This window comes from Sphingobium sp. S6, from assembly GCF_905120495.1.
GTDB classification, from domain to species: domain Bacteria; phylum Pseudomonadota; class Alphaproteobacteria; order Sphingomonadales; family Sphingomonadaceae; genus Sphingobium; species Sphingobium agri.
Genome location: NZ_CAJHOG010000001.1, coordinates 261,259 through 278,672, shown reverse-complemented (window position 1 = coordinate 278,672; position 17,414 = coordinate 261,259). Strand labels below are relative to the sequence as shown.

15 protein-coding genes are annotated in these 17,414 nt (G+C 63.1%); 2 read left to right on the top strand and 13 right to left on the bottom strand.

Annotation, left to right across the window (positions count from 1 at the left end; genetic code table 11):
• Positions 1-63 precede the first annotated feature (63 nt).
• The 10 genes from SPHS8_RS01400 to rimP all read right to left on the bottom strand — a co-directional run bounded on the left by SPHS8_RS01400 (position 64) and on the right by rimP (position 11,477).
• Positions 64-1,080: a sensor histidine kinase gene (locus SPHS8_RS01400; protein WP_201513562.1), complete on the bottom strand. Its 1,017-nt coding sequence runs from the start codon at positions 1,078-1,080 to the stop codon at positions 64-66.
• A 206-nt stretch (positions 1,081-1,286) separates the two neighbouring features.
• Positions 1,287-3,635, bottom strand: coding sequence for a polyribonucleotide nucleotidyltransferase (gene pnp / locus SPHS8_RS01395; RefSeq protein WP_201513561.1), 2,349 nt, complete (start codon positions 3,633-3,635; stop codon positions 1,287-1,289).
• A 176-nt stretch (positions 3,636-3,811) separates the two neighbouring features.
• Positions 3,812-4,081 (bottom strand): 30S ribosomal protein S15, encoded by a 270-nt coding sequence (rpsO, locus tag SPHS8_RS01390; protein WP_021237747.1) that lies wholly within the window; start codon positions 4,079-4,081, stop codon positions 3,812-3,814.
• Between the two features lie 19 nt (positions 4,082-4,100).
• Positions 4,101-5,123, bottom strand: coding sequence for a tRNA pseudouridine(55) synthase TruB (gene truB, locus SPHS8_RS01385; RefSeq protein ID WP_201514833.1), 1,023 nt, complete (start codon positions 5,121-5,123; stop codon positions 4,101-4,103).
• A gap of 16 nt (positions 5,124-5,139) precedes the next feature.
• Positions 5,140-5,538, bottom strand: a complete 399-nt coding sequence (rbfA, locus tag SPHS8_RS01380; RefSeq protein WP_201513560.1) for a 30S ribosome-binding factor RbfA — start codon at positions 5,536-5,538, stop codon at positions 5,140-5,142.
• 122 nt (positions 5,539-5,660) lie between these two features.
• Complete coding sequence (infB, locus tag SPHS8_RS01375) at positions 5,661-8,249, bottom strand: translation initiation factor IF-2 (RefSeq protein WP_201513559.1); 2,589 nt, start codon at positions 8,247-8,249, stop codon at positions 5,661-5,663.
• 69 nt (positions 8,250-8,318) lie between these two features.
• Positions 8,319-8,975, bottom strand: a complete 657-nt coding sequence (locus tag SPHS8_RS01370) for a DUF448 domain-containing protein (protein ID WP_201513558.1) — start codon at positions 8,973-8,975, stop codon at positions 8,319-8,321.
• Positions 8,976-9,125: 150 nt separating this feature from the next.
• Positions 9,126-9,362 (bottom strand): tautomerase family protein, encoded by a 237-nt coding sequence (locus SPHS8_RS01365; protein ID WP_201513557.1) that lies wholly within the window; start codon positions 9,360-9,362, stop codon positions 9,126-9,128.
• 6 nt (positions 9,363-9,368) lie between these two features.
• Positions 9,369-10,940: a transcription termination factor NusA gene (nusA, locus tag SPHS8_RS01360; RefSeq protein ID WP_201513556.1), complete on the bottom strand. Its 1,572-nt coding sequence runs from the start codon at positions 10,938-10,940 to the stop codon at positions 9,369-9,371.
• A 12-nt stretch (positions 10,941-10,952) separates the two neighbouring features.
• Positions 10,953-11,477, bottom strand: a complete 525-nt coding sequence (rimP, locus tag SPHS8_RS01355; RefSeq protein ID WP_201513555.1) for a ribosome maturation protein RimP — start codon at positions 11,475-11,477, stop codon at positions 10,953-10,955.
• Between the two features lie 248 nt (positions 11,478-11,725).
• On the opposite strand from rimP, the gene SPHS8_RS01350 reads away from it, so the two are divergent.
• Both SPHS8_RS01350 and SPHS8_RS01345 read left to right on the top strand, forming a co-directional pair.
• A complete protein-coding gene (locus SPHS8_RS01350) occupies positions 11,726-12,862 on the top strand; it encodes a PQQ-dependent sugar dehydrogenase (RefSeq protein ID WP_201513554.1) in 1,137 nt (378 codons plus the stop codon).
• 94 nt (positions 12,863-12,956) lie between these two features.
• The gene (locus SPHS8_RS01345) at positions 12,957-14,228 is read left to right on the top strand and encodes a serine hydrolase domain-containing protein (RefSeq protein ID WP_201513553.1); all 1,272 of its coding nucleotides are present in this window, start codon (positions 12,957-12,959) and stop codon (positions 14,226-14,228) included.
• A 137-nt stretch (positions 14,229-14,365) separates the two neighbouring features.
• On the opposite strand, the gene SPHS8_RS01340 is transcribed toward SPHS8_RS01345, so the two are convergent.
• From SPHS8_RS01340 to tpiA, 3 genes are all read right to left on the bottom strand, one after another.
• A complete protein-coding gene (locus SPHS8_RS01340; protein ID WP_097091318.1) occupies positions 14,366-15,997 on the bottom strand; it encodes a CTP synthase in 1,632 nt (543 codons plus the stop codon).
• A 91-nt stretch (positions 15,998-16,088) separates the two neighbouring features.
• Positions 16,089-16,469 carry a preprotein translocase subunit SecG gene (gene secG, locus SPHS8_RS01335; protein WP_097091317.1) on the bottom strand — a complete coding sequence of 127 codons (381 nt, stop codon included), beginning with the start codon at positions 16,467-16,469 and terminating at the stop codon, positions 16,089-16,091.
• A 129-nt stretch (positions 16,470-16,598) separates the two neighbouring features.
• Positions 16,599-17,342 carry a triose-phosphate isomerase gene (gene tpiA, locus SPHS8_RS01330; RefSeq protein WP_201513552.1) on the bottom strand — a complete coding sequence of 248 codons (744 nt, stop codon included), beginning with the start codon at positions 17,340-17,342 and terminating at the stop codon, positions 16,599-16,601.
• Positions 17,343-17,414 lie beyond the last annotated feature (72 nt).

Sequence of the window (17,414 nt, the reverse complement as noted above, 5' to 3'; positions counted from 1 at the left end):
GGTCATAGCGGAGCGAATGGCACTCGCCAAGCGGCAGAATAGCGGGTGAACGCTTGCCGCCCATCAACGCGCCTGCGCAGGGAGGTCCAGCCGCACGATCGCGCCGCCTTCCGGCCGGGGATGCAGGCCGAACTGGGCGCTAAGCTGGCTCGCCAGCGCGCTTGCGATGCGCAGGCCGAGGGAATTGCCCTTCTCGATCCGAAAATCGGGGGCAAGGCCGTCGCCATCGTCGGCGATCCTGAGGGACAAGGCCCCGCTCGAATCCTCCAGCGACACCTCGATCGTTCCGCCGCGATGGGGCAATCCATGTTCGATGGCGTTGCTCACCGCCTCCGCCACGATAAGCGCGAGCGGCACGGCAACGTGGGAGTCCAGGGTCAAGCCCGGCGGGGCGCTGACGGTGACTTGAATATCCCTCCGCCCGCTCGCTTCGAGGACGTCTGCGGTCAGCCGCGTGAGGAAGGCATGCAGGTCTTGTCCCTCTTCCGCTGGATCGTAAAGCGCCCGGCTGATCCGGCCGATCAGGGCAAGACGGCTGGCGGCATCGTCCATCGCTCGTGCCGCCACCTGATCATCGATGTGCCGCCTTTGCAGCGACAGCATCGCGGCGACAACTTGCAGATTGTTGGAAACGCGGTGCTGCAATTCGTGGAACAGCAGTTCGCGATTTTCCGCCAGCGCCCGGCTGCGTTCCCGTTCGACGGCAAGATTGAAATTGGCCCGCTGCATCCAGTGGATGAGCGCTATGTCGATCCCGATCACGGCCGTGTAGAAAATGAGGGCGAGGATCACACCCCCGCCAAAGCTGCCGCCCGGTCCTGAGGGAATGAAGAAATACCAGGATAGGAAACCGCACAATATCCCGGTGAATATCCCGGGACGCAGCCCGAACAGGAAAGTCGAAAGGATGACCGCCGGGAAAAAGGATACGAACGGGTAGCCGATGGGGAGGAAGCTCTGCGCAGCTAGCCTGAGGATCAGAGCGATGCCGCAAAACGCCGCCGAAATGGCGTAGGCGTAAACAGGGCGTTTGAGGACGAGAGGAAGGCGCTCGACGAACCTCTCATTGGCACGCTGCATCTTATCCCCCCGAAATCGCAGGGCACAGTAACAGAAGTTTTTGCATCTCCAATTGATCGAAATCAAGAATGCCTAGCCCAATGAAAAAGGGCGCCCGGTCAGGAGCGCCCTTCTCATGTCGTTTTTTGTTGTCGCATCGTTTTAAGCGCAAAACCGGTTCCCACTTTTGCGCACGATGCTCAGCATAGCCGGATGACCGGCCAGCATCAGTCCTGAGTCAGGAAATCGGGCAGACCGGCGTTGGAGCCGTCATCGTCCCCGCCGCCGTTGCCGCCACGGCCTTCACCGCGCGGGCCACGATCCCCGCGATCACGGCGCGGGCCGCGATCACCGCCCCGGTCACCACCACGACCGCCACGGTCGCCGCCGTCACGACGGGGACCACGGCCACGGTCGCCACCACGGCCGCCTTCACGGTCGCCGCGCGGTTCGCGGGCAGGACGGGTGTCTTCCAGCTCTTCGCCGGTTTCCTGGTCAACGACGCGCATCGACAGGCGAACCTTGCCGCGCGGATCGATCTCGAGGACCTTGACCTTTACTTCCTGGCCTTCCGACACGACGTCGGTCGGCTTTTCGACGCGCTCATTCTTCATTTCGGACACGTGGACGAGACCGTCCTTGCCACCCATGAAGTTCACGAACGCACCGAAATCGACGATGTTGACGACTTTGCCGGTGTAGATCTTGCCGACTTCCGCTTCCTCGACGATGCCGAGGATCCACTTCTTGGCGGCTTCGATCTGGTCGATGTCGGACGAGCTGATCTTGATGATGCCTTCGTCGTCGATGTCGACCTTCGCGCCGGTCTCCGCGACGATTTCGCGGATGACCTTGCCGCCGGTGCCGATGACGTCGCGGATCTTCGACTTGTCGATCTGGATCGTTTCGATGCGCGGGGCATGCGCCGACAGTTCTGTGCGGGTCGAGGACAGGGCCTTGTTCATTTCACCCAGGATGTGGGCGCGGCCTTCCTTCGCCTGGCGCAGAGCGACTTCGAAGATTTCCTGCGTGATTCCGGCAACCTTGATGTCCATCTGCATGGTGGTGATGCCCGCTTCCGTGCCCGCCACCTTGAAGTCCATGTCGCCAAGATGATCTTCGTCGCCGAGAATGTCGCTGAGAACAGCGAAATCCTTGCCGTCGAGGATCAGGCCCATGGCGATGCCCGACACCGGCCGCTTCAGCGGAACGCCCGCGTCCATCATGGACAGCGAACCGCCGCAGACCGTCGCCATCGAGGACGAGCCGTTGGACTCGGTGATGTCGGACAGAACGCGGATGGTGTAGGGGAAGTCTTCCTTGCTGGGCAGCACGGGGTGCAGCGCACGCCATGCCAGCTTGCCATGGCCGACTTCGCGACGGCCCGGCGCGCCGAAGCGGCCGACTTCACCGACCGAATAGGGCGGGAAGTTATAGTGCAGCATGAAGTTTTCGTAATGAACGCCGGTCAGGCCGTCGATCATCTGCTCAGCATCCTTGGTGCCGAGCGTGGTGGTGCAGATCGCCTGGGTTTCACCGCGGGTGAACAGCGCCGAACCATGGGTGCGCGGCAGGAAGCCGACCATCGCCTCGATCGGGCGGATCTGCGTGGTGGTGCGGCCGTCGATGCGCTTGCCATCCTTGATGATGGCGCCGCGCACGATTTCCGATTCCAGCTTCTTGGTCAGCTTGATGCCAGCCATGACGGTCTGGGCGTCGAGGCCTTCCTCAGCGAAGAAAGCCTTCGCCTTGTCGCGGGCGGCGTTGATCGCGTCCGAGCGAGCCGACTTGTTGGTCAGCTTGTAGGCGGCGGTGATGTCCTTGCCGATCAGCTTCTTGAGCTTTTTCTTTAGGTCATCCAGGTCGTCGCCCTTGGCGACTTCCCACGGGTCCTTCGCGGCCTTTTCAGCGAGCTGGATGATCGCGTCCACGACCTTCTTGCTCGCTTCATGAGCGAACAGGACGGCGCCGAGCATGACGTCTTCCGAAAGCTCCTTGGCTTCGGATTCGACCATCATCACCGCGTTCTGGGTGGCGGCGACGACCAGGTCGAGTTCGCCGGTCTTCACCTCGTCCATCGACGGGTTCAGCTGATATTCGCCATCCTTGTAACCGACGCGGGCAGCGCCGATCGGGCCCATGAAGGGTACGCCCGACAGGGTCAGCGCAGCCGAAGCGGCGATCATCGCGACGATATCGGGCTCGCTCTCGCCATCGAACGACAGCACCTGAGCGATGACGTTGATTTCGTTGTAGAAGCCTTCGGGGAACAGCGGGCGGATCGGGCGGTCGATCAGGCGGCTGGTCAGCGTTTCCTTTTCGGTCGCGCCGCGCTCACGCTTGAAGAAGCCGCCGGGGATACGACCGGCTGCGGAGTATTTTTCCTGATAATGGACGGTCAGCGGGAAGAAATCCTGTCCTTCCTTCACCGACTTGGCGGCGGTCACGGCGCACAGCACCACGGTTTCGCCATAGGTCGCCAGCACGGCGGCGTCAGCCTGACGCGCAATACGGCCGGTTTCGAGCGTGAGGGTCTTTCCGCCCAGCTCGATTGATACCTTCTTTACATCGAACATAATGTTTTCCTTCGCCCGCCTGGCCCTATTGCCGGGCGGGGCCTGTGTTGCGGGCTAGCCGGCCCGCTGCGGTTTCGGAGCATCGTCTGGCCCCTTGGTCGGAACATCCTGCCGAATTGCAGGAGTCCCGGAATCGGAAACGGCCCCGCTGGGGGGCCGTCCCTTATATAGCAGGCTTACTTGCGCAGGCCCAGCTTTGCGATGAGGTCGTTATAGCGACCCGCATCCTTTTTCTTCAGATAGTCCAGCAGCGAACGACGCTTGTTGACCAGCATGAGCAGGCCGCGACGGCTGTGGTTATCCTTGTGGTGACCCTTGAAATGCTCGGTCAGGTTCGAAATGCGCTCCGAGAGGATCGCGACCTGAACTTCCGGCGAACCGGTGTCGCCTTCGGCGCGGGCATGTTCCTTGATCAGCGCTTCCTTGCGCTCAGCAGTAATCGACATCGGCTTCCTTTCATAACATCTAGAGATTGAAGCCGCGCACCACCCTGATCTCAGGGCCACTGGCCTCGACCAGCGCGACGGGCGTATCGCCCTCCATCGCCAGCATGAGACCGGTATGCGGTTTCCCCACAAGCACCTTCCCCTGTCGGAGAGCCAGCGCGTCGTCGGGAGAGACTGCAAGAGCCGGGATGTCGTCCAGCCCTGCGGTCAACGGCAGCATGAGCTGCGCGATGCCGTGCCCCCTAGCAGCTTCGTCCAATTTGTCCAGTGAAATAGCGGATTCCAGGGTGAACGGGCCTGCCTTCAAGCGGCGGAGCATGGTGACATGGCCAACCGTACCAAGGGCGATCGCGATGTCGCGGGCGAGGGAGCGGATATAGGTGCCCTTGGAGACATGGGCGCGGAGGGTGATTTGCTGAATCCTCTCTCCGCTCGCGGGGAGAGGATAAGGAGGCTTGGCAGCTTGCTGCCTAGCCGGAGTTGGAGAGGGGGATGACGCGCCCTGCCCCTCTCCAAGCTCCGCTAGCCCGCCATGCGGACAAGCTACGCTATCCTCTCCCCCTTTCGGGAGAGAGGAAATCTGCAGTTCGTAAATCATCACGCTGCGCAGCTTCATCTCGACATCCTGCCCAGCCCGGGCAAGGTCATAAGCCCGCTGGCCGTCTATCAGGATGGCAGAATAAGCAGGCGGCGCTTGTTCGATCGGGCCTGTGAAGCGAGGCAATATCGCTTCTACCTCGCCGAGCGTCGGGCGGTGATCGCTTTCCGCAATAACCTTCCCTTCGAGGTCCAGCGTGTCGGTCTGGGTGCCAAACGTGACGGTGAAGTCATAAATCTTGTCGCTGTCGAGCATGCGCCCGGCGAGCTTCGTCGCCTCCCCGATCGCGATCGGCAGCACGCCAGTCGCCAGCGGATCGAGTGTGCCGCCATGGCCGACTTTCCACTTGCCAGCCCCGCTTTGGCGAAGGGCGCGCTTGACGGCGCTGACCGCCTGGGTGGAGCCGAGCCCGTGGGGTTTGTCGAGGATGAGCCAGCCGTGCATCAGGTGAATAGGGACGTCAGTCCTGATCGTCCGCCTGATCAAGATCGCGTGCGACCTTTGGGTCCCGCAGAAGCTTGTCGATGTGACTACCTTCGTCAAAGCTCTCGTCCGCAAGGAATTTGAGCTTTGCCGCATATTTGAGGCGGATGCGGTGCGCGACCTCACGCTGGAGATAGGCGGTGTTGGTGCGCAGCGCCTTGAGCACCGCTTCCTCGTCCTGGCCGAGCAGCGACTTCACGAAGACAGTGGCGTGGCGCAGGTCGGGGGACATGCGCACTTCGGTAACGCTGACGACATGCTTGGCGAGCACATCGTCATGCACGTCGCCGCGCTGGAGGATTTCGGACAGGACGTGACGCACCTGCTCGCCCACGCGCAGGAGGCGGACGGAGGGGCCTTCGGGTTGATTGGACATAGATCCTCCCCTCCCATGAACAGGAGGGGCCGGGGGTGGGCTCTCCCCATCGGCCGTTGCAATTCAGGAGAGGGCGAGCCCACCCCCTAGCCCCCTCCCGCCTGCGGGAGGGGGAACATGGATCACAGCGTCCGGGCGCGCTCTTCGACCTCGAACAGCTCCAGCGTATCGCCAGGCTTGATATCGTTCGTGTCCTGAAGCACGGCACCGCATTCCATGCCCGCGCGGACTTCGGCGACATCGTCCTTGAAGCGGCGCAGCGACGCGATATTGGTGCGCGACACGATGACATCGTCGCGGGTAAGGCGCGCGTTGAGCCCCTTGCGGATGATGCCGTCCAGGACGAGCAGACCGGCCGCCTTGTCCTTCTTGCCCGCCGGGAATACCTGAAGCACCTCGGCGCGGCCGACGATGGTTTCGATGCGCTCGGGAGCCAGCTGGCCCGCCATTTCGCCGCGAACTTCCTCGAGCAGATCGTAGATCACGTCATAATAGCGCAGCGAGATCTTCTCGCGTTCCGCCAGCTGACGCGCCTTGGCATTGGGACGGACGTTGAAGCCGATCAGCGGCGCGCGGCTGGCAGCGGCCAGCGTGACGTCGCTTTCGGTGATCGCGCCGACGCCCGAATGCAGGATGCGGACCTTGATCTCGTCGGTCGAGATGCGGTTCAAGGACGATACGATCGCTTCCACCGAACCCTGCACGTCGCCCTTCACCACCACCGGATATTCGATGACCTTGGTGTTGAGCGCCGAGAACATGTGCTCGAAGCTGGTCGGTGCCGTCGTGGTCCGCTTCTTCGTCGCCTGTTCCTGACGATAGGCGGCGACTTCGCGGGCGCGAGCTTCGTTCTCGACGACGGTCAGCTGATCACCTGCCAGAGGCACACCGGAGAGCCCAAGTACTTCGACCGGGGTCGATGGCCCTGCGACCTTCACATTCTGGCCCTTGTCATTGACGAGCGCCCTCACCTTGCCGCTTTCGGCACCGATGACGAAGGTGTCGCCGACCTTCAGCGTCCCCTTGCGCACCAGCACGGTCGCAACCGCGCCGCGGCCCTTGTCGAGCTGCGCTTCGATGACATTGCCTTCGGCCTGGCGGTCGGGGTTGGCGGTCAGTTCCATGACTTCGGCCTGGAGCAGGATCTTGTCGATCAGCTCGTCCAGACCCGTCTTCTTGAGCGCTGAAACCTCTACGTCCTGGACGTCACCGCCCATATCCTCAACCACGATCTCCTCGCTCAGCAGGCGCTCGCGCACCTTCTGCGGATTGGCTTCGGGCTTGTCGCACTTGTTGATCGCGACGATCATCGGGACGCCAGCAGCCTTGGTGTGGTTGATGGCTTCGATGGTTTGCGGCATCAGGCCGTCATCGGCCGCCACCACCAGGATGACGATGTCGGTGACGTTGGCCCCGCGAGCGCGCATTTCTGAAAATGCCTCGTGGCCCGGCGTATCGAGGAAGGTGATGACATCGCCCTTCTTCGTCGTCACCTGATATGCACCGATATGCTGGGTGATACCGCCGCTTTCGCCAGCGACCACATCTGTTCCCCGCAAGGCGTCGAGCAGCGAGGTCTTGCCGTGATCGACATGGCCCATGATGGTCACGACCGGGGCGCGCGGCTTCAGGGTTTCGGGTGCATCCACTTCGCCTTCCATCCCGATTTCGACGTCAGCCTCAGAAACGCGCTGGATCCGGTGGCCGAATTCCTCGACCAGCAGTTCCGCCGTATCCTGATCGATCGGCTGGTTGAGCGTGACGGCAGTGCCCATCTTGAACAGGGCCTTCACCAGGTCCGCGCCCTTTTCGGCCATGCGGTTGGCGAGTTCCTGCACGGTGATGCTTTCAGGCACCACGACGTCGCGGACCTGCTTTTCACGCTGTTGCGCGCCACCGGCATAATGGGCGCGGCGTTCCTTTTCGCGCGCGCGCTTCAAGGCGGCGAGCGAACGGGCGCGGGCGCTGTCGTCGTCGGCAAGCGCGCGTGTGACGGTCAGCTTGCCCGATTGGCGGCGATTATCCTCGCCCGCACGCTTGGTGCGGTCAGGCTTGGCCGGTTCGGGACGCTTGATCGGCGTGACGGGCGTGAAGCGGCGTGGCGGCGGCGCGGCGGCCGCAGGGGCTGCGGCAGAGCGCTGTTCGGGCGCTTGCTGGGCAGGCTGCTCCTCGACCGGAGCGGGCGCAGGCTCGGCAACAGGCGGCGCAGCAGCGGCCTTCGCCTCTTCCTCGGCGCGGCGCGCGGCTTCGGCCTCGGCAGCTTCAGCCGCCTGGCGGTTTTCCTCGACGCGGCGCTTTTCGTCCTCGGTCGCGGCGAGGCGTTGCGCATCCTCACGGCGGCGCGCCTCTTCCAGCGCGTTCATGCGGGCTTCCTCAGCCTCGCGCAGCAGCTTGGCCTGCAATTCCTGACGCGACATCAGGCTCTGCGGCGGCGCGGGGCGCGCGGGGGCAGGCTGCGGCGCGCGCGCCTGCGGCTGCTGCGGCGGAGGCGCGGCGGCGGCAGGTGCCGGGGTCGGATCAGCCTGGGGCGCAGCCGCAGGCGCACCGGCTTCGCCCGGCTTGCCCAGGATGCGGCGCCGCTTCACTTCCACCACGACCGTATTCTTGCGGCCATGGCTGAACTGCTGCTGCACCTGGCCGGATTCAACGGTCCGCTTGATGCCCAGCGGCTTGCGGCCCAGAACCGGCTTGTCTTCCTTGCTGTCACTCATACGACTGAACTGTACCCTTCACTTACCATCCGACCGGCAAGGCCCGTCGGCGCCTTCATTCCATGCAGCCTAGACGCCCTGCGCATCGGCGGAGTCATGCTCCCCATGCACGGGCGCCCCGGTAGCGCAACCCAGATAGCTTTCCAAGCGGCCAATAGCCGCACGCAGACGCGACGCGGCGCGCGAGTCGGTCACTGCGATATGGACGACGTTATCACGCCCCATTGCCATAGATAGGGCGTTCCGGTCCACAGGCAAGACGATGCCCGCCAATTCCGTGCCTTCAGCCTCCTGCCCGACGCGCAGCGCCTGATCGAGCTTGCGGTTGCCATCAGCCGCCGCATCGCTGGCGTGGAGCAGCAGCTGAACCTTGCCCTGGCGGCAGGCGACGTCGATCTTTTCCGATCCGGTGAGGACCATCGACGCGCGTGCTTCCAGGCCGAGGCGGTCGAGCAGCGCCTTGCGCAGCCCGTCTTCGATCAGGTCCGTCAGAGTGTCCGGGATGTGCAGATCGCCGGTCTTGAACGAGCGGGACAGAGCGCCCTTGAGCTTGCCCTTGGCGAGGGCCTGTTCCAGTTCCGCGCGGGGGACGCCGATCCATGCGCCTCGCCCCGGCGCCTTGGCGCGGATGTCGGGCAGGACCTGACCTTCAGGGCTGACGGCCAGGCGGATCAGCGTCTCGGGATCGGCGCGATCGCCCGAGAGGATGCATTTGCGTTCGGTCATAACGAAACCCTCCCCTTCAAGGGGAGGTGGCAGCCCGAAGGGCTGACGGAGGGGTTTTCCCCTATCGTCAGCGCACCACCCCTCCACCGGCTTCGCCGGTCCCCCTCCCCTTCCCGGGGAGGATTTTCACAATAGTGGAGCCTTAGCCTCTCATCGGGAAGTGACCGCAGCATTTGCGTCCTCCCCTGGCTTGGGCTCGACGGCGCGGTCAGCAATCAACATGCCGCCCGACCCGTAATTTTCCGTCGCGATTTCCGAAATCACCACCTGCACGGCAGAGGGCGCCTTCCCCAGCCGCTCGACAAGCGACTGGGTGACGTCGGCGACGATAGCCGCTTTCTGCTCACGGGTGGCGTTTCCTGCCAGACGGATGTCGACAAAAGGCATTGGAGCTCAGGCTTCCTCACCTTCGAACCAGTGCGCGCGGGCGGCCATGATGATCTCATTGCCCTGCTCTTCACTGAGGCCATATTCGGCAAGGATGCCGCCCTTGTCCTCGGCACCCTCGTTGCGACGGCGGCGCTGATCGACACGCTTCTTCGCGATCAGTTCGTCGGTCGCAAGGTCGGCGAGGTCATCGAGCGTCTTCACGCCCGCCTTGCCCAGCGTCACCAGCATCGCTTCGGTAAGGTGCGGAATGTCAGCCAGCGCATCGTCGACGCCAAGCGCCTGACGTTCCTCACGGGCGGCAGCTTCGCGGCGCTCCAACGCTTCCTGCGCGCGGCTCTGAAGCTCGGCGGCGAGGTCTTCGTCGAAGCCTTCGATCGCGGCCAGCTCCTCGACGCCGACATAAGCGACTTCTTCCAGCTCGCCAAAGCCTTCGGCCACCAGCAGCTGGGAAAGGGTTTCGTCCACGTCGAGCTCGTTCTGGAACAGTTCGGAACGCGCGACGAATTCCTTCTGACGCTTCTCGGACGCGTCAGCCTCGGTCATGATGTCGATGGCCTTGCCGGTCAGCTGGCTGGCGAGGCGGACGTTCTGGCCACGGCGGCCGATGGCGAGCGACAGCTGATCGTCAGGCACGACGACTTCGATGCGCTCTTCCTCTTCGTCGATCACGACACGGGCGACCTGAGCGGGCTGGAGCGCGTTGACGACGAAGGTCGCGGTATCTTCCGACCAGGGAATGATGTCGATCTTTTCGCCCTGCATTTCCTGCACGACGGCCTGCACGCGGCTGCCCTTCATGCCGACGCAGGCGCCGACCGGGTCGATGCTCGAATCGCGGCTGATGACACCGATCTTGGCGCGCGAGCCCGGATCGCGAGCAGCGGCCTTGATCTCGATCACGCCGTCATAGATTTCGGGCACTTCCTGCGCGAACAGCTTCTTCATAAATTCGGGATGTGCGCGGCTGAGGAAGATCTGAGGCCCGCGATTTTCGCGGCGCACGTTCAAGATCACCGAGCGGATGCGGTCGCCGACGCGGACGACTTCGCGGGGGATCTGCTGATCACGGCGGATGACGCCCTCGGCGCGGCCGAGGTTCACCACGACATGGCCGAACTCGACCGACTTGACGACGCCGGTGATGATCTCACCCACGCGATCCTTGAATTCTTCGTGCTGGCGCTCACGCTCGGCATCGCGGACCTTCTGGAAGATCACCTGCTTGGCGGACTGGGCATCGATACGGCCGAGGTCGATCGGGGGCAGCGGATCGACGATGAAGTCGCCGATCACCGCGTCCTTCTTCAGCTTCTGCGCCTGCTTGAGGTCAACCTGCTTGAAATAGTCGTCAACCGCCTCGACCACTTCGACGACGCGCCACAGGCGCAGGTCGCCGCTGTCCGGATCAAGCTTGGCACGGATGTCGTTTTCGGCACCATAGCGCGCGCGGGCGGCGCGCTGGATCGCGTCTTCCATCGCCTCGATGACGATCGCCTTGTCGATCATCTTCTCGCTGGCGACGCTGTTCGCGATGGCGAGCAACTCGGCCTTGTTGGCGGAAATGGCGTTGGCCATGGTCGTGAACCCTTACTCTTCGGTTTCGAACTCGTCCGCCCCATCGGAGGAAAGCGGCATGCTAGCAGAAATAAGCGCGTCGGTCAGTATCAGCTTGGCATCGCCGACTAGCGCGAAGGGGATGGAGACATCCCCGGCCTTGTTGTCCTGGAACTGGATTTCCTCGCCCTCCACACCCTTCAGGATGCCGCGAAAGCTCTTTCGCCCGGCGACGGTTTCGGCCGTGGCGATCTTCGCCTCATGCCCTGCCCATTCCAGAAAATCGTGGAGGCGGGTAAGCGGGCGATCGATGCCGGGGGAGCTGACTTCCAGCCGATATGCTTCCTCGATCGGATCAGCTTCATCCAGCACATCGGACAGGCGGCGCGAGATGGTGGCGCAATCTTCGATCACGAGTTGCTTGGTCGCGGGATTTTCCGCCATGATCTGCAGCGTATATTCGTCACCCGACCCGAACAGCTTCACGCGCACGAGGTCAAAGCCCAAGGCCTTCACCTCCGGTTCGATCAGCGCGGTCAGTTCGGCGATGTCCGCCATGCAGTCTCCAACAGAATATGTGCGTTCCCGCCGCCGCAAGCCTTTCCGCTTGCGACCCCGACATGTTTGACGATGTTAGGAAGCAAGGGCGATATAGGCGCGATGCGATAATGCTGCAACATTATTCGTGCACGGGACTTTTACAGGCAGGGGGCGACCGATCCGTTCGGGCCGAGCTTGTCGAAGCCCCTCCATTCTCTCATGAAAAGAGAAGCCCTTTGACAGGCTCGGGGCGAACGGAGGTTGATATGAATCGGGTTTTGATCACTGCCCTACCCCTTGTCCTCCTCGCCTGTTCTTCCGAGAATGCGACGGGTCAGAACAGCGCCGCAGCTGCGGAAAAGCCGTTCAAGACGTCGGTGATTGCAGACTTTGATTCGCCCTGGGCGATGACGTTCCTTCCGGACGGGCGGGCGCTGATCACGGAAAAGGCGGGCGAGATGATCCTGTTCGATCCGAAGAACGGGACGAAGATACCGGTCGCCGGCATGCCCAAAGTTGATAGTGCGGGCCAGGGCGCGTTGATGGATGTCGTCCTCTCGCCGACGTTCGGGCAGGATCGGAAGGTTTATTTCAGCTTTTCGGAAAGCGGCCCCGGCGGCAAGGGCGTGGCGCTGGCGACGGGCATCTTCAACCAGGCGAGCGACGGGACAACGAAGCTCGATGGCGTCAAGACGATCTTCCGCGCGACACCCTATGTCGAAGGCAATGGACATTATTCCGGGCGGATCGCCTTCTCGCCCGATGGCAAATATCTGTTCTTCACCAATGGCGAGCGGCAGAAGTTCGATCCGGCGCAGGACCCGAAGGCAACGCTGGGCAAGGTACTGCGGCTGAACCTGGACGGCACGCCGGCTGCTGGCAATCCGCTGGCGGCGAAAGGTTTCCACCCTGCCGTCTGGTCCTATGGCCACCGCAACCTGCTCGGCATCGCGTTCGACAAGGATGGGCGGCTGTGGGAGCAGGAGATGGGCCCCAAAGGCGGGGATGAGGTGAACCTCATCAAGCCAGCGCTCAATTATGGCTATCCCAAGGTGTCCAATGGCGACCATTATGACGGAAAGCCGATCCCCGACCATAGCGCGCATGATGGCTATGAAGCGCCGAAGGTCTGGTGGAACCCGGTAATCTCTCCTGCCGGGCTGCTCTATTATTCGGGCGATCTGTTCCCGCAGTGGAAGAATTCCCTCTTTATCGGCGGGCTGTCGAGCAAGGCGCTGGTGCGCGTGAAGCTGGATGGGGAGAATGCGGCGAAAGCGGATCAGTGGGACATGGGCGCTCGCATCCGCGAGGTCGAGCAAGGTCCGGACGGGGCGCTGTGGTTGCTGGAGGATGGCGGCCAGGGCTCGCAGGGGCGGTTATTGAAGCTGACGCCTGCTAATTAGGACGATCCTGCTGACAGGAACGTACCGTATCAGCCGTTGACCCGCATCATGACAATCGACACGATAGTGATCGATAATGAGGGGGAGGACGGCCATGCCACATGCGGAATTCGTGCGACGCGATCTGCTGAAGGGCGCAATTTGCCTGGGGATCATGGGCGCTGCGCCCGGATATGCGCGCGCAGGCGCAAGACGCTTTCCTGCCGTACGCGCGATGGTGGATGGCGTCATTGGTGAAAGGGCTTTTCCGGGCGCTATCGTCGCGATCGGCGAAAGAACAAACCGGCCAGATTATATCAGCAGCGGCACGATCGCGCTTGATAGCGCGCTCCAAGTGGATGAGCACACCCTGTTTCGCGTCTATTCGATGACGAAACCGATCACCGGCATGGCGGCAATGCTGCTGATCGCAGAAGGCCGGATGAAGATCGACCAGCCGGTAGCCGATTTCATCCCCGGCTTTGCCAAAATGCGCGTGCTGGCCAATCCTGGCCAAGGCGTCGAAACTCGTCCTGCCACTTCCGCAATGACGATCCGCCACCTGTTGACTCACACCGCCGGTCTTGGTGGCGGGCCTGCGGTCAAAGGGCCGCTCAAGGGGATATATGAAAAGCTGGGGCTGAGGCAGAACCTGATCAGCCATGCGGAACGGCTGGAGCAAGCCCCGCCTTCGAGCCTGAAGGATTTCGCCGATCGGCTGGCGGCGGCTCCCCTGCTTTCAGACCCGGGAACGGCGTGGAGCTATTCGGTGGGGCTGGATTTGCTCGGCCATATTATCGAGATCGTGGCAGGCATGCCGTTCGAGCAGTTTCTGGAGCGGCGGTTCTTCGCGCCTTTGGGCATGAGCAACACCTTCTTCTATGTGCCAGAGAGCAAGAAGGCGCGTCTCGTCACGAGCTATACAGGCAGGAGCGCCAAGCTGACGGAGGTCGATGCGGGCCCGGCTTCGATATTCCTCAACAAGCCCGCATTTCCTTCGGGCGGCGGCGGGCTCATCTCAACGGCCCATGATTATGATCGCTTCCTGGCCATGCTGGCGAACAACGGACGCCTGGGCCGGACGGAGGTCATGCCGCCGGACGCCGTGGCCGCTGGAACCGCGAACCTCCTGCCGCAAGGCGTGAGCATGCGCGATTATCTCGGCATTCCGGGCGTCGTGGGCTTTGGCGCGGGCGGTTGCATTGCCGATCATGGCGGGTTCAAAGGCCTGTTCGGCTGGATGGGCGCTGCGGGGACGATCGGCTTTATCGTGCCCGCACAGCGGCTTCGGGTGACCGGCTTGATCAACAATATGTCGGTCTTCGATTTCGCGATGAACTTGCCGAAAGCGGTTCATGACGATCTGGGTTCAGCCCGGACATCATGAAACTCGGCGCGAGGAGCGGCCTGATGCCAGCCGCCCCTCCCCCAGTTCGGCGGATCGAAGCGGGACCCCGGATAGAAGTCCGGGGTGAAGGCGACGGAGCCAGCTTATACCGCCGCCTCCCTTGGAAAGTCAGACGATCAGACCAGCCGGCTCTGCTTCACCGCCGCTTCGATGAAGCTGGCGAACAGCGGATGCGGGTCGAAGGGCTTGGACTTGAGTTCCGGGTGGAATTGCACGCCCACGAACCAGGGGTGATCGGGACGCTCGACGATTTCCGGGAGCGTGCCGTCGGGGGACATGCCTGAAAAGATCAGGCCGCCCTTTTCGAGGCTGTCGCGATAGCCGGCGTTGACTTCGTAGCGGTGGCGGTGCCGTTCGCTGATGTCGCCGGTGCCGTAGATGCCCGCCACGACGCTGTTGCCGGTGAGCTTGGCGGGATAGGCGCCCAGGCGCATCGTGCCGCCAAGATCGGTTTCGGCGGTGCGCTTTTGCAGGCCTTCGCTGCTCATCCATTCGGTGATGAGGCCGACGACCGGCTCTGAAGTCTCGCCAAATTCGGTGGTCGAAGCGTCCGGGATTCCGGCCGTGTTCCGCGCCCCTTCGATGCAGGCCATCTGCATGCCGAGGCAGATGCCGAAAAAGGGCACATTGCGTTCACGGGCGAACTTGACCGAGGCGATCTTGCCTTCGGAACCGCGCACGCCGAAGCCGCCGGGGACGAGAATGCCGTGCATCGGCTCAAGGCTGGCGGCGACGTCATCGCCCTTTTCGAAGAGTTCCGCGTCGATCCACTTGATGTTGACCTTCACCCGGTTAGCAAAACCACCGTGGGTCAGCGCTTCGTAGAGCGACTTGTAGGCGTCGGGCAGGCCGACATATTTGCCGACGACGCCGATCGTCACTTCGCCTTCGGGATTCTGCTGGCGATCCATGATGTCGAGCCAGCGGTCGAGCGACGGCTTGGGCGCGCCTTGAATGCCGAAGGCGCGCAGCACTTCCTCGTCCAAGCCCTCGGCGTGATATTGCGCGGGGACGGCGTAGATGCTGCTGGCATCGAGCGCCGGTATCACCGCTTCGGGACGCACGTTGCAGAAAAGCGCGATCTTCTTGCGCTCGCTTTCCGGCAACGGATGTTCGCAGCGGCAAAGCAGGATGTCCGGCTGAATGCCGAGCGAGGTCAGTTCGCGGACGCTGTGCTGGGTCGGCTTGGTCTTCAGCTCGCCGGCCGCCGCGATGTAGGGCACCAGCGTCACATGGACGAAGATCGACTGACCGCGATCGAGGTCATTATGCAGCTGGCGGATCGCTTCCATGAAGGGGAGCGATTCGATGTCGCCTACCGTGCCGCCGATTTCGCACAGCACGAAGTCGAGGTCATCGGTGTCGGCAGTGGCGAACGCCTTGATCTCGTCAGTGACGTGCGGGATCACCTGCACCGTCGCGCCGAGATAATCGCCGCGCCGTTCGCGCTGAATGATCGTCTGGTAGACGCGGCCCTGCGTCACATTATCCGACTGGCGCGCCGAAACGCCGGTAAAACGCTCATAATGGCCAAGGTCGAGGTCGGTCTCCGCCCCGTCGTCGGTCACATAGACTTCGCCATGCTGATACGGGCTCATCGTGCCCGGATCGACATTGAGATAAGGATCGAACTTCCGGATACGCACACGGAAACCTCGCGCCTGCAGCAGGGCTGCGAGCGATGCGGCCATAAGGCCTTTACCAAGCGAGGAGACCACGCCGCCGGTGATGAAAATATACCGCGCCATGGGAGTGGAGGCTTAGCCTTTTACAAACAAGTTGGGCAAGCGCGCGAATCCACGCGCGAGCAAAAAAGATCGAAAATTTGAACGAAAAAGTTCAGTTGGCGAGCGGAACCGCGCCATTAGCCGCCTGGCCATTGCTCGCAGCACCCGCCGCACCGGCCAGCGGATCGGCATTGCCGGTCGCCGGAGCCTGACCCGCAGGGGCAGAGGGAGCCTGCTTCACCAGCGACGTATCGATATCGCTTGGCGCGTGCTGAACCGACGCGATCACCGCAAGGACGATCGACAGCAGCACGAAGATCGACGCAAGGACGGTCGTCGAGCGCGTCAGGAAATCCGCCGCACCCCGCGCGGACATCAACCCTGCCGGGCTGCCACCCACACCCAGGCCGCCGCCTTCCGACTTCTGCATCAGGATGACGGTGACCAGCAAAGCCGCAACGATGGCCTGCACGACGAGGATGAAGGTGAACATGCGAGAATATCTGTCCGAATGGGGTGCGTTGGAGAGCCCATAGCGGCGATGGGCGGCGGGGGCAACCGGCCTAGGCTTCCTCGTGCTGATCAGATCCCGGGCAGAGCGGAAAGGCCGCCCCCTTCCACCTCACCCAGCGGCAGCGATCACCGGCGCGAATTTCGCTGCCGTGAGGCTTGCGCCGCCAACGAGGCCGCCGTCGACATCTTCGATTGCCATGAGTTCGGCGGCATTCTCGCCATTCATCGAGCCGCCATAGAGGATGCGCATGGCGTTCGCCTCACGCTCTCCGATCCGGCTGGCGAGCGCCGCACGCAGCGCCTTATGCATGGCTTCGACCGCTTCCATGGTCGGGATGCGGCCGGTGCCGATCGCCCAGATGGGTTCATAGGCGATCGCCAGCCAATCGGCCGCCGCGCCTTCGGGCAAGGAGGCAAGCAGCTGCGCGGAGACGACACCTTCCGCACCGCCAGCGTCGCGCACGTCCAGGCTTTCGCCGACGCACAGGATCACCTTGAGGCCCGCCGCCCTGGCCGCGAGCGCCTTGGCCGCGACATCGGCGTCCGTTTCGCCCTGATCCTGACGCCGTTCGCTATGGCCGACGATCGTCCAGCTCGCGCCTGCTTCCGCCAGCATTGCCGCCGACAGGCAGCCGGTGTGCGCACCGTTGTCCTTCATGTGGCAGTCCTGCGCGCCGACGAAGGCGCCGCCCTTCACTTGGCTGGCCGCCATGATCAGTGTCGCGGGCAGGCAAAGCCCCACCTCGACTACCGGACGTTCGGCCGCAAGCGCCCCGATCGCTTCCACTTCCGGCAGCTGCGCGCGAAGGCCATTCATCTTCCAGTTGCCGACCACCAGCTTGCGCCTGCCCATCGATCCGTACCCCTTTCAGTTCATCCGTCCATTCGCCAGCCTGACAGACCAGCCCTTCCGCAGGCCGATGGA